This is a genomic window from Streptomyces sp. ID05-26A (assembly GCF_033794685.1).
Classification (GTDB): domain Bacteria; phylum Actinomycetota; class Actinomycetes; order Mycobacteriales; family Pseudonocardiaceae; genus Lentzea.
In genome coordinates this window covers 1,117,064-1,130,123 of record NZ_JARAYZ010000001.1, presented here as the reverse complement: position 1 = coordinate 1,130,123, position 13,060 = coordinate 1,117,064, and the positions used below count along the sequence as shown (strand labels likewise).

The following is a 13,060-nucleotide window of genomic DNA, read 5'->3' as shown; positions in this document are numbered from 1 at the left end:
GGTGGAATTCACGCAGGTGCAAGCCCTGAATGTTGACTATTGACCAATACTTCACACAGGTCTTACTCGTGGGTAACCATTGACCCGCAATGCATCAACCCTGCGGCCCCTCCGGGAGTCATCGATGCGTCCTGCTCACTTCTTCGCCTCAGTGGTCACCGCCGCTGCGGCGGTCATCGCGCTCGCCAACCCGGCCAGCGCCGCCCCCGTCAACTACGTCGCGCTCGGCGACTCGTACGCCTCCGGGCTCGGGACCGGCAGTTATGACGGTGCCAGCGGTAGCTGCAAGCGCGGCCCGGTCGCGTACCCGGCCCTCTACGCCGCGGCGACAGCGCCCGCGACGTTCAAGTCCGTCGCCTGTTCCGGAGCGCGAACAGGCGACGTCCTGACTCAGGCCAGCAACCTCACGGCGGCCACGAACCTGGTCACCGTGCAGGTCGGCGGCAACGACGCCGGCTTCACCGACGTCATCACCACCTGCACGTTCGGGTCGGATCAGGACTGCGTCAACCGGGTGAACCAGGCGAAGACCTACGCCGCGAACACGCTTCCCGGGTTGCTCAACAACGTCTACGGCACGATCAAGGCGAAGTCCCCGGCGGCGCGTGTGGTCGTGCTGGGCTACCCGCGCATGTACAAGGTGCCGGGCTCCTGCAACGTCGGCCTGAGCGACACCAAGCGGGCCGCGATCAACTCCGGTTCCGACGCGCTGCACGCCACCATCGGGGCGCGGGCCGCCGCTGCCGGGTTCCGCTACGTCGACGTGCGCGGGGCGTTCACCGGGCACGAGATCTGCTCGTCGAGCTGGTGGCTCAACAGCCTGAGCTGGCCGGTCGAGGAGTCGTACCACCCGAACAGGGCGGGTCACCAGAGCGGCTACCTGCCCGCTCTGCGGGCTGCCATCGGGTAGCGCATTCCGGAACGTGAGAGTGCCCGAAGTGCCGCTTGACCTGCGTTCGGGTCACTCTCGAGCCGTTCCTGTGGACCGCTAGGTGAGCGGGCGTTAACATGGCCTTGTTAACGCCCGCTAACCTGAGGTCTGGGGAGCATGGACGCACCTGTCCTGCGCAGCGCAGCCGAGCCGTCGGACCGCTACGCCAAGGAGCACACCGCGCTCGTCGACGAGCTGCGGAGCAAGCTGGCCGTCGCCGCGCGAGGCGGTCCCGAGAAGGCGCGTCAGCGTCACGTCGACCGGGGCAAGCTGTTGCCCCGCGAGCGCGTGGACACGCTGGTCGACCCCGGCTCGCCGTTCCTGGAGCTGTCGCCGCTGGCTGCCAACGGCATGTACGGCGACGATGCACCGGCCGCGGGCATCATCACGGGCGTCGGGCGTGTGTCCGGCCGTGAGTGCGTGATCGTCGCGAACGACGCCACGGTCAAGGGCGGCACCTACTACCCGATCACGGTCAAGAAGCACCTGCGCGCGCAAGAAGTGGCGCTGCAGAACAACCTTCCGTGCATCTACCTCGTCGACTCCGGCGGTGCGTTCCTGCCGAAGCAGGACGACGTGTTCCCGGACCGCGAGCACTTCGGCCGGATCTTCTACAACCAGGCCACGATGTCGGCGCGCGGGATCCCGCAGATCGCCGCCGTGCTGGGGTCGTGCACCGCCGGCGGTGCGTACGTGCCGGCGATGAGCGACGAGGCGATCATCGTCCGGAACCAGGGCACGATCTTCCTCGGCGGTCCGCCGCTGGTGAAGGCCGCGACCGGTGAGGTGGTCAGTGCCGAGGACCTCGGCGGCGGCGACCTGCACTCGCGCACGTCCGGCGTCACCGACCACCTGGCGGAGAACGACGCGCACGCGTTGCGGATGGTCCGCTCGATCATCTCGACGCTCGGCCCGCGCGTGCAGCGGCCGTGGGACGTCGCGCCGATCGAGGCCCCCGCGGTCGACAGCGATCTCTACGGCGTGGTGCCGACGGATTCCCGGACGCCCTACGACGTGCGAGAGGTGATCGCACGGGTCGTCGACGGCTCGAAGTTCCAGGAGTTCAAGAAGGAGTACGGGCAGACGCTCGTCACCGGCTTCGCGCGCATCCACGGCCACCCGGTCGGCATCATCGCGAACAACGGCATCCTGTTCGGCGAGTCGGCCGTGAAGGGCGCGCACTTCATCCAGTTGTGCGACAAGCGGTCCATCCCGCTGGTCTTCCTTCAGAACATCACCGGCTTCATGGTCGGCCGCGAGTACGAGGCGGGCGGCATCGCCAAGCACGGCGCCAAGATGGTGACGGCGGTGGCCTGCGCGCGCGTCCCGAAGTTCACCGTGATCATCGGCGGCTCGTTCGGCGCCGGCAACTACTCGATGTGCGGCCGGGCGTACTCGCCGCGCTTCCTGTGGATGTGGCCCAACGCCCGCATCTCCGTGATGGGCGGGGAGCAGGCGGCGTCCGTTCTGGCGACCGTCCGCCGCGACCAGCTCGGTGACGAGTGGTCGGCGGAGGACGAAGAGGAGTTCAAGGCGCCGATCCGCCAGCAGTACGAGGACCAGGGCAACCCGTACTACTCGACCGCGCGGCTCTGGGACGACGGTGTGATCGACCCGCGTGACACCCGCACGGTGCTGGGACTGGCCCTGTCCAGTGCGGCGAACGCCCCCATCGACGATGTTTCCTACGGCGTCTTCCGGATGTGATCATGTTCGACAGCGTTCTGGTGGCGAACCGCGGAGAGATCGCGGTCAGGGTGATCCGCGCGTTGCGGTCGCTCGGGATTCGTTCCGTCGCCGTGTACTCCGACGCGGACGTCGAGGCGTTGCACGTCAAGCTGGCCGACGAGGCCGTGCGGATCGGGCCCGCCGCGGCCCGCGAAAGTTACCTGTCCATCGAGAAGATCGTCGCGGCCGCCGTGTCCACTGGCGCGCAGGCGATCCACCCCGGCTATGGCTTCCTCGCCGAGAACACCGCGTTCGCCGCTGCCTGTGACGCAGCGGGAATCGTGTTCGTCGGACCGCCCGCGTCGGCGATCGACGCGATGGGCGACAAGATCCGCGCGAAGCTGACGGTGTCGGCGGCGGGCGTTCCCGTGGTGCCGGGCCGCACCCGTGCGGGCATGTCCGACGACGAGATCGCCGAAGCGGCCCTGGAGATCGGTTTTCCGGTGCTGCTCAAGCCTTCCGCCGGCGGTGGTGGCAAGGGCATGCGGCTGGTGCACGAGGAATCGGCGCTGCGCGAGGCGATCGAGTCGGCCCGGCGGGAGGCGCGCGGGTCGTTCGGTGACGACACGCTGCTGATCGAGCGGTTCATCACGAACCCGCGCCACATCGAGATCCAGGTCCTCGGCGACGCGCACGGCACCGTGATCCACCTCGGTGAGCGCGAGTGCAGCCTCCAGCGGCGGCACCAGAAGATCATCGAGGAGGCGCCGTCGCCGTTCCTCACGCCCGAGGTCCGCGAGGCCATGGGTTCCGCCGCGGTCGACGCCGCGAAGTCCGTCGGCTACGTCGGCGCGGGCACCGTCGAGTTCATCGTGGACGGTGCCTCCGGCGACTACTTCTTCATGGAGATGAACACCCGGCTGCAGGTCGAGCACCCGGTGACCGAGATGGTCACGGGCGTCGACCTCGTCGAGTGGCAGCTCCGCGTGGCGTCCGGTGAGGTGTTGGACCTCGACGTCGAACTGAACGGTCACTCGGTCGAGGCCCGCGTCTACGCCGAGGACCCGTCGCGCGGCTTCCTGCCGACCGGTGGCCGGGTGCTGGCGTTGAGCGAGCCGTCCGACGTCCGCGTGGACTCCGGGCTGTACGAAGGACTTGTCGTCGGTTCGGACTACGACCCGATGCTCGCCAAGGTCATCGCGCACGGCCGCACCCGAGAGGAAGCGCTCAGGCGCCTCGACCACGCGCTCGGCCGGATGGTGCTGCTCGGCGTCACGACGAACATCCCGTTCCTGCGGGCACTTCTGCGCGACGAGGACGTCCGCGCGGGTGCTCTGGACACCGGCCTGGTCGAGCGCAAGCTGGACGCGCTGACGTCCGCCGAGATTCCGGACGACGTGTACGTGGCGGCCGGCCTGGAGCGTTCGTTGCAGCCGCACGGCGACGACCCGTGGGATCAGCTCTCTGGCTGGCGCGTCGGCGACCACGCCTGGACGACCTGGCGGATCAACGACGTCGACGTGCGCGTGCGCGGCGAGGAGGTCGTTGTGGGCGCCGGAGAAGCGGTCCGCGCGAAGGCGCGCAGGGAAGGCGCCGACCTGCTCGTCGGCTCGCGCCGGTACGCGATGGCCCGCGATGGCGACGTGCTGTGGCTGGGCCACGACGGTGCCTCCTGGGCGCTGGTCGAGGCCGAGTTCCTGGTCGGTGCCGCCGACGGTGCTCAGGCGTCCGGTGGTCCGGTGAAGTCGCCGATGCCGGGAACCGTTCTGGTGGTCCGGGCCCGGCAGGGCGAGGAAGTGACCGCCGGTCAAGCGTTGTTCGTGGTCGAGGCCATGAAGATGGAGCACACCGTGACCGCACCGGTCGACGGCGTGCTCGCCGAAGTGAACGTGCAAGCAGGCCAGCAGGTCGCACTCGACCAGGTGTTGGCCCTCGTCGTCTCTCACGAGGAGTGACAGTTATGTTGGACTTCAGGCTCCCGAGCGAGTACGAGGACCTGCGCAAGACCGTCGAGGAGTTCGCGCGCGACGAGGTCGCCCCGGTCATCGGCGACTTCTACGAGCGCTGCGAGTTCCCGTACGAGATCGTCGCGAAGATGGGGCAGATGGGCCTGCTCGGCCTGCCGTTCCCCGAGGAGCACGGCGGCATGGGCGGCGACTACTTCGCCCTGTGCCTCACGCTCGAGGAACTCGCGCGCGTCGACTCGTCCGTCGCGATCACGGTGGAGGCGGCGACCTCGTTGGGCGCCATGCCGATCTACCGCTTCGGCACCGACGAGCAGAAGGCCGAGTGGCTGCCTTCACTGACGTCCGGCGAGAAGCTCGGCGCGTTCGGCCTCACCGAGCCCGGCTCCGGCACCGACGCGGGCGCTCTGGCCACCACCGCGCGCCTCGACGGCGACGAGTGGGTCATCAACGGCACCAAGGCGTTCATCACGAACTCCGGCACGGACATCACCGGCCTGGTCACGGTCGCCGCGGTCACGGGCACGCAGCCCGACGGCCGCAAGGAGATCTCCTCGATCATCGTCCCGTCCGGCACCCCGGGCTTCACGGTGTCGAAGAAGTACTCCAAGGTCGGCTGGAACGCCTCCGACACCCGCGAACTGTCCTTCCAGGACTGCCGCGTCCCCGCCGCGAACCTCCTCGGCACGCGTGGCCGCGGTTTCGCCCAGTTCCTGCGCACGCTGGACGAGGGCCGCGTCGCCATCGCCGCGCTGTCGGTCGGCCTCGCCCAGGGCTGCGTGGACGAGTCGGTCCGCTACGCCCACGAGCGCGAGACGTTCGGCGCGAAGATCGGGACGTACCAGGCGATCCAGTTCAAGATCGCCGAGATGGAGGCCCGCGTCCACACCGCGCGCCTGGCCTACTACGAGGCGGCGTCCCGGATGCTGCGCGGCGAGCCGTTCAAGAAGCAGGCGGCCATCGCGAAGCTCGTCTCGTCCGAGGCGGCGATGGACAACGCCCGCGACGCCACGCAGATCTTCGGCGGGTACGGGTTCATGAACGAGTACCCGGTCGGCCGGTTCTATCGCGACGCCAAGATCCTGGAGATCGGCGAGGGCACCTCCGAGGTGCAGAAGATGCTGATCGCCCGCGAACTGGGTCTCTGAGTCACGTCACTGGATCTTCGGCACCGCCCGGTCGATGATCGAGGCGAAGTCGGTCGACCTGGGGAGCGTGCCGAAGGCGACTCCCCAGTCACCGCCGAGCCGTGAGCCGAGGAACGCGTCCGCGACGGCGGGGTGCCCGTGCTTGACGAGCAGGGCACCCTGCAGGATCAGCGCCATCTTCTCGACGACCCGGCGCGCCTGCGACTCGTCCACATCGGACAGCGCGGTGCCGAGCTCGTTCAACGCCCTGTCGATGCGCCGGTCGACCCCGGTGACGGCCGCGAGGAACTCCTGCACCGAATCGGGTTCCCTCTTCATGGCGCGCAGGACGTCGAGCGCGGCGACGTTGCCGGAGCCCTCCCAGATCGACATCAGCGGTGACTCGCGGAACAGCCGCGGCATCCCGCTGTCCTCGATGTAGCCGTTGCCGCCCAGGCACTCCAACGCCTCGGCGGCGTGCACCGGGCCGCGTTTGCAGACCCAGTACTTGGTGATCGCGAGCCCGAGTCGCGGCCGGTGCTCGGCCAGCCACATCGCGGTCGTGGTCGCCGCCTCGGACTCGATCGCGAGGTCCGCCAGCACGTTGCGCATGGCGGGCTGGTCGATCAGGTAGCTGCCGAACGCCTTGCGGTGCGCGGCGTGGTGCGCTGCCTGCCGTAGCCCGAGCCGCATGCCCGCCGCGGTGCCGAGGACGCAGTCGAGCCTGGTCATGTTGACCATCTCGATGATGGTCCGCACGCCGCGGCCCTCGTCACCGACCCGGTGGGCGAAGGCCTCGTCGTACTCGATCTCGGCGGACGCGTTGGACTTGTTGCCCAGCTTGTCCTTCAGACGCTGCAGGAAGAACCGGTTGCGCGTGCCGTCCGGGAGCACGCGGGGCACGAGGAAGCACGTCAGGCCGCCGGGCGCCTGCGCGAGCGTCAGGAACACGTCCGACATCGGCGCCGAGGTGAACCACTTGTGCCCGGTCAGCACGTACCCGTCCTGGACGGCCCTGGCGACCGTGGTGTTCGCGCGGACGTCCGACCCGCCCTGCTTCTCGGTCATCGACATGCCGGCGATCAGGCCGCGCTTCGACAGCGGCGGGTCGAGGCCGAAGTCGTAGTTCCGTGCGGTGAGAAGGGGTTCGTAACTTTCGGCCAGTTCCGGCGCCACGCGCAAAGCGGGCACGGACGCGTAAGTCATCGAAATCGGACATCCGTGGCCGGCCTCGACCTGGGACCACACGTAGAACCTGGCCGCGCGCTCCAAGTGCCCACCGTCGACATAGGCGTGCAAACCGTGCGAAACGGCGACGTTCATCAGTTCGTGCCACGCAGGGTGGAACTCGACCTCGTCGATCCGGTTCCCATACCGGTCGTGCGTGTGCAGCACCGGCGGGAAAGCGTTTGCGAGCCTGCCGTGCTCCTGCCACTCGCGGCTGCCCGCGAGCCTGCCGAGCGCGTGCAGTTCGGCGTCGTCGACCCAGCTGAGCAGGGCGGGGTCGTCCGCGACGTCGTGACCGCTCAGTGGCGGGACCTGGTTGGTCACCTCGTGCGTAGCCATGCCCCGCACGTTACTACTCGCAAGTAACTTCGGACAGGGTGCCGGAGGAGATCGCTGGCCCATTCGGGCTTTTGGGCGCGACAACGGCGGTGACGAGGAATAACGTCGTTCTGGTGAGTGACCATGGGCACAGCTCGGCCGTGGCTGCGCTGAGCGCGCAGTACGCCGCGATGCGCGAAGGTGCGCCGGTGCGGCTCGCGAAGAAGACGTCGAACCTCTTCCGGTTTCGCGCCGACCAGGCCGGCGGACTCGACGTCGGCAGGTTCGACCAGGTCCTGTCCGTGGACCCGGTCGGACGCACCGCACAGGTGCAGGGCATGACCACCTACGAGAACCTCGTCGCCGCGACACTTCCCCACGGCCTCATGCCGTTGGTGGTGCCGCAGCTCAAGACCATCACCATCGGCGGTGCGGTAGCGGGACTCGGCATCGAGTCCACGTCCTTCCGCAACGGGCTGCCGCACGAGTCCGTGCGGGAGCTGGAGATCCTCACCGGCGACGGCGAGGTCGTCGTCTCCAAGCCGGACGACGACCTGTTCCGCGCGTTCCCGAACTCCTACGGCACGCTCGGTTACGCGCTGCGGCTGGAGATCGAGCTGGAACCGGTGCGCCAGTACGTCCGGTTGCGGCACGTGCCGTTCGGCTCGTTCGAGGAGTGCGCCGCCGTCATCGAGGAGGTCTGCGAGGACGGCTCTGCGGACTTCGTCGACGGCACCGTGTTCTCCCGGGGCGAGATGTACCTGACGTTGGGCCATTACGCCGACATCGCGCCCTACACGTCGGACTACACCGGCAACCAGATCTACTACCGGTCCATCCAGAAGCGCCGCACGGACCACCTCACGATCCACGACTACCTGTGGCGCTGGGACACCGACTGGTTCTGGTGCTCGCGGGCGTTCGGCGCGCAGAACCCGGTCGTCCGTCGCATGTGGCCTAAGCGCTACCTGCGTTCGGACGTGTACCGGAAGCTCGTCGCCAAGCACCGGCAGCTGCGGCCGCGCACGGACGTCGAGCCGGTGATCCAGGACGTCGAGATCCCGGTCGGAGGACTCGCCGACTTCCTCGACTTCTTCGACCGCGAGATCGGCATCTCGCCGGTGTGGCTGTGCCCGGTCCGCCTGCGTGACGACACGGGCTGGCCGCTTTACCCGATGGACGCGGACAAGTTGTACGTGAACGTCGGTTTCTGGTCGGAGGTCCCGGTACGACCGGGGGAGAAGATGGGTGACCGCAACCGGTTGATCGAGCGCGAGGTGGCGCGGCTGGGCGGCCACAAGTCGCTGTACTCGGACTCCTACTACACCGAGGACGAGTTCTGGCGGCACTACAACGGTTCGCACTACCGGTCCGTGAAGGCCCGGTACGACCAGACGAACCGCCTGCCTGATCTGTACGCCAAGTGTGTCAGGGGACGATGAATGCGGTTGGCCTCCATTTTCCAGCGCATCACGGGTGGCAACGACGTTCGGTTCAAGGCCTACGACGGCAGTGCCGCCGGGCCTGACTCAGCTCCGGTCTCGATCGACATCAGGACACCGGAAGCCCTGTCCTACCTCGCTTCCGCGCCGGGCGAGCTCGGCCTCGCCCGCGCCTACGTGACCGGTCACCTGGAGATACTCGGCGACGTGCACGCCGGGCTCGCCCAGCTCTCCGAGTTCTCGCTGCGCGAACTGCCCGTGCTGCAACGGGTGGAGCTGCTCCGGTTCCTCGGACGGATCCGGTTCGCGCACAAGGTGGCACCGCCGCCGCAGGAGACCCGCCTGCACGGCATGCGCCACTCGAAGGCCCGCGACTCGCAGGCCATCGCTCACCACTACGACGTCTCGAACCAGTTCTACGAGTGGGTCCTCGGCCCGTCGATGGCCTACACGTGCGCGGTGTACCCGACTCTCGAGTCCACTTTGGAGGAAGCCCAGTTCGAGAAGCACGACCTGGTGGCCCGCAAGCTGGGGTTGAAGTCCGGCATGAGGCTGCTGGACGTCGGCTGCGGCTGGGGCGGCATGGTCATGCACGCCGCCCGCGAGTACGGCGTGCGCGCGATCGGCGTGACGTTGTCCCGCAACCAGGCGGAGTTCGCCCAGAAGGCGATCTTCGAGGCCGGCCTGTCCGACCTCGCCGAGGTGCGCCACCTCGACTACCGCGACGTGCGCGAGACCGGGTTCGACGCGGTGTCGTCCATCGGCCTGACCGAGCACATCGGCAAGGCGCAGCTACCGGCGTACTTCGCGTCGCTGTACCGCAAGCTCAAGCCGGGCGGACGGCTGCTGAACCACTGCATCACCCGCCCGGACAACAAGCAGCGGGCGCTGTCCGGGCCGTTCATCAACCGGTACGTGTTCCCGGACGGCGAACTCGTCGGACCGGGGCTGCTCGTGTCGCAGATGCACGACACCGGGTTCGAGGTGCGGCACGAGGAGAACATCCGCGAGCACTACGCGCTGACCCTCGCCGCCTGGGCCCGCAACCTCGAGGAGCACTGGGACGAGGCCGTCGAGGAGGTCGGGGCGGCCAGGGCGCGGGTGTGGCGGCTGTACCTGGCGGCGTCGCGGCTCGGGTTCGAGCGCAACAACATCCAGCTGCACCAGATCCTCGGGGTGAAGCTGGAGGGGACGACGTCGCACATGCCGTTGCGCCCGGACTGGCTGTCCTGACAACGACGAAGGGCCGCGGCTCGGTGCCGCGGCCCTGAGTTCTGAGGGCTGTCAGCTCAACTGGTTCACGATCTGCTTGGCCGTGTCGGCCGGGATCGCGAACCCGATCCCCACGCTCCCGGCCTCCCCGCTGCTCGTGGCCGGCGAGTAGATCGCCGAGTTGATCCCGATCAGCTCACCGGCCGCGTTCACCAGCGCGCCACCGGAGTTGCCGGGGTTGATCGACGCATCGGTCTGGATCGCCTGGTACGACACGGGTTGTGAGCGCCGGGTCTCACCGGGCACGGTCACCTTGCGGTCCAGCGCGGACACGATGCCGGTCGTCACGGTGCCCTGCAGCCCGGACGGCGAACCGATGGCCATCACCGCGTCGCCGACCTTCACCGAGTCCGAGTTCGCCCACTTGATCGGCGTGAGGCCGGAGGCTCCGGAGACCTGCAGCACGGCGAGGTCCGAGGTGGCGTCCGCGTTGACGACGGTGGCGGGCAGTTCGCGCCCGTCGTTGAACTTCACCGTGATCTGGCCGCCGGCGGAGGCGATGACGTGGTTGTTGGTGAGGATCTTGCCGTCGGCGGAGAGGATCACGCCGGAGCCGAGGCCGTTGCCGACGTTCACCTGGACCACGGAGGGCAGCACGTCGGAGGCGACGCTGCTCCAGTCCAGTGTGGACGTGTTCGAGATCGTCTGCGCGGAGACGGAAGTCGACGTGGGTGTGCTGTCCGGTGAGGCGATCACCGCTCCGGTGACGCCCCCGAACAGGCCGGCGACGAGTGCCGCGGCCGTGAGCATCGGGGCCGTTCGGCGCCAGAACTTCGGGGCGACGACGACGGGCTGCGGTTCCACCAGTGACCCGCTCATCGCGGGGAAGCTCTGCTCGGTCATGACTCCACGATGGACCCCCATCATGTGAGCCACCTGTGCCGAAACCCTCGAAAACCCTGATAAGAACTAGCTGAGAAGCAGCGCGGAGACCTCTGCGGCCGACAGCGCGTGGCCGAAGTGCGGGCCCTGCGCGCCCGTCACGCCCAGCTCCGCCAGCCGGGACGCCTCGGCGGCGGTCTGCACGCCGTCGGCGTACAGGGGCAGGCGCAGCATCACCGCCCACCGCAGCAGGGCCACCGCGGCGGTCTCCTCCATCCGGAGCGCCTCGGGGCCGAAGGCGTGCGAGACGGCGCTGTTGAACTTCAGGCCGCTCCACGGCAGCACGCGCAGCCGGCCGACGCCGACGTTGCCTCCGCTCACCTGGTCGACCACCAGGCCGACACCGCGTTCGGCGAGGATCGTGAGTTCGTCGAGCTGGTCGTCGTTCAGCAACGTCGGCACGTGCTCGTGCAGTTCGAAGCGCAGCAACGACGCGGGCAGGCCCGTCCGCTCCAGCACGCGGACGACCTCGGCGACGAGCTCCGGCTCCTGGCAGAGCCGCAGCGGCAGGTCGATCGTCAGCTCGGGCGTCCGGGAGCCGAGCGTCTGGTGCCACGAGCTCATCTGCGTGCAGGCCTCTTCGAGGGCCCAGCGCGCGAGCCGCACGATCATGCCGTTGCCGGTGGCCTGGCCCAGGAACATCTCGGGGCACAGCACGCCCCGCGAGGGGTGGTCCCAGACGATCTTGGCTTCGAGGGCGAGCACCGAGGAGTCGGTCAGCGAGCGCACCGGCAGGTAGTCGATGCGGAACTGGTCCTCCTCCAGAGCGCCGGGGATCGACGCGGCGAGCGCGAACCTCTCCCGGTCGCGCTGATCCCGTTCCCTGTCGTACAACGCCCACTGCGCCTTGCCGTCGCGCTTGGCCCAGGCGACCGTCACGTCCGCCGCGCGCAGCAGGTCCGCCGCGTCACCGCCGCGGGCCGCGCGCGGGACGATGCCGACGCTGGTCGTCACGCCGACGCCGTGGCCGTCGATCCAGGTCGGCTCCTCCAGCAGCGCGGTGAACTCGTCGATCAGGGCGATCACGGACGTGGTGTCGCGCGGGTCCTTGACCAGGACGCCGAACTCGTCCTCGCCGATGCGTGCGACCCTGGCGACCTCCTCGGGGAACACCGTCCGCAGCTGCGTCGCGACGTGCATCAGCACCCGGTTGCCCGTCTCGTGCCCGAACGCGTCGTTGATGCCGCGGAACCCGTCGATGTCCACCTGCACGAGGGCGAGCGACTCCGGCCCCTTCGACCCGACCGCGCCCTCCAGCCAGCCGAGGAACTGCGCGCGGTTCGGCAGGCCCGTCTGCACGTCGTTGAGGCTCTGCCGCACGAGCTGGGTCTGCAGAGCGCGCATCTCGCTCATGTTCTCGATCATCGTGACGAGATACGGCGGTGTGCCGTCCTCCTCGCGCACCACCGAGATCGCCATGTGCGTCTGGATGGTCTCACCGTCGCTGCGGACCATCCGCTTCTCGACCCTGACGTTGTCGTGCTCGGACGCGATCAGCTGCTTCGTCAGCTCCCGCAGTCCCGCCCGGTCGTCCGGGTGCACGAGGTCGCGGCCGCTCATCTTGCGGACGTCGTCGTGCTTGTAGTCGAGCATCACGAGCAACGCCTCGTTGACGTCGATGATGTCGCCCTTGAGGTCGCTCACGACGATGCCGAACGCCGCGCTCTCGAAGATCGCCCGGAACTTCGCCTCACTCGCCCTGACCGCGGCCTCGGCCCGGCGCATCGTGGTGATCGCGGCCGTGCGGCTCAGCTCCTGCTGGTCGAGCGTGCGGTTGCGCAGCTCCTCCGCGTACCCGGCGGCGAGCGCGGCCAGCTGGGCCTGGGTGGCCGCCGTGTGCTCACTGAGCGACGCGAGCGACTGCTCCAGCGTCGACGGGGCGATGAAGTCGTGCTCGACCATGGACCGGCCGACCTGCCGCGCCTCGCGCACCCCACCGCCGAGCAACTGCTCGACGTACCCCGCGAGCAGTCGCTCGAGCTTCTCGCGCGTGAAGTTCGCGACGAGGGTGTTGGAGATCGCCGCCGCCCAGTGAACGGCTGGCTCTCGGGTGTCGACCATGTTCATTCAGCTTCAGGTGGCCATTCGTGGGGACCGGGGTGAACTGCTGATCGCCTGGCGCGGTACCACCACCATGAGTGGGTCCAACCGGCAAGCTTACTGATCAGTCACGACCTGTCCAACCGAACCTCGAATCCCGGTCTGGAATCGACTGATCCGCCACGAATT

At 68.7% G+C, this 13,060-nt stretch carries 9 protein-coding genes; 6 read left to right on the top strand and 3 right to left on the bottom strand.

Going from position 1 to position 13,060, the window contains the following annotated elements; all coding sequences use genetic code 11:
• Positions 1-124 precede the first annotated feature (124 nt).
• The 4 genes from PV646_RS05410 to PV646_RS05395 all read left to right on the top strand — a co-directional run bounded on the left by PV646_RS05410 (position 125) and on the right by PV646_RS05395 (position 5,711).
• Positions 125-910 carry an SGNH/GDSL hydrolase family protein gene (locus PV646_RS05410; RefSeq protein WP_500340355.1) on the top strand — a complete coding sequence of 262 codons (786 nt, stop codon included), beginning with the start codon at positions 125-127 and terminating at the stop codon, positions 908-910.
• A 138-nt stretch (positions 911-1,048) separates the two neighbouring features.
• The gene (locus PV646_RS05405) at positions 1,049-2,638 is read left to right on the top strand and encodes a carboxyl transferase domain-containing protein (protein ID WP_500340354.1); all 1,590 of its coding nucleotides are present in this window, start codon (positions 1,049-1,051) and stop codon (positions 2,636-2,638) included.
• Between the two features lie 2 nt (positions 2,639-2,640).
• Positions 2,641-4,554 carry an acetyl/propionyl/methylcrotonyl-CoA carboxylase subunit alpha gene (locus PV646_RS05400; protein WP_500340353.1) on the top strand — a complete coding sequence of 638 codons (1,914 nt, stop codon included), beginning with the start codon at positions 2,641-2,643 and terminating at the stop codon, positions 4,552-4,554.
• Positions 4,555-4,559: 5 nt separating this feature from the next.
• The gene (locus PV646_RS05395) at positions 4,560-5,711 is read left to right on the top strand and encodes an acyl-CoA dehydrogenase family protein (protein WP_500340352.1); all 1,152 of its coding nucleotides are present in this window, start codon (positions 4,560-4,562) and stop codon (positions 5,709-5,711) included.
• A gap of 6 nt (positions 5,712-5,717) precedes the next feature.
• Here the strand turns inward: PV646_RS05395 and PV646_RS05390 are convergent, their stop codons facing one another.
• Positions 5,718-7,256: an acyl-CoA dehydrogenase family protein gene (locus tag PV646_RS05390; RefSeq protein WP_500340351.1), complete on the bottom strand. Its 1,539-nt coding sequence runs from the start codon at positions 7,254-7,256 to the stop codon at positions 5,718-5,720.
• A 113-nt stretch (positions 7,257-7,369) separates the two neighbouring features.
• Here PV646_RS05390 and PV646_RS05385 point away from each other — a divergent pair, with 113 nt between their 5' ends.
• Together PV646_RS05385 and PV646_RS05380 are read left to right on the top strand one after the other, a co-directional pair.
• Positions 7,370-8,677, top strand: coding sequence for an FAD-binding oxidoreductase (locus PV646_RS05385; RefSeq protein WP_500340350.1), 1,308 nt, complete (start codon positions 7,370-7,372; stop codon positions 8,675-8,677).
• Entirely contained in the window at positions 8,678-9,910 is a 1,233-nt protein-coding gene (locus tag PV646_RS05380) for a class I SAM-dependent methyltransferase (protein ID WP_500340349.1), read from the top strand.
• 51 nt (positions 9,911-9,961) lie between these two features.
• Here the strand turns inward: PV646_RS05380 and PV646_RS05375 are convergent, their stop codons facing one another.
• Together PV646_RS05375 and PV646_RS05370 are read right to left on the bottom strand one after the other, a co-directional pair.
• Positions 9,962-10,792 (bottom strand): S1C family serine protease, encoded by an 831-nt coding sequence (locus PV646_RS05375; protein WP_500340348.1) that lies wholly within the window; start codon positions 10,790-10,792, stop codon positions 9,962-9,964.
• 66 nt (positions 10,793-10,858) lie between these two features.
• Positions 10,859-12,892, bottom strand: coding sequence for an EAL domain-containing protein (locus PV646_RS05370; RefSeq protein ID WP_500340347.1), 2,034 nt, complete (start codon positions 12,890-12,892; stop codon positions 10,859-10,861).
• Positions 12,893-13,060 lie beyond the last annotated feature (168 nt).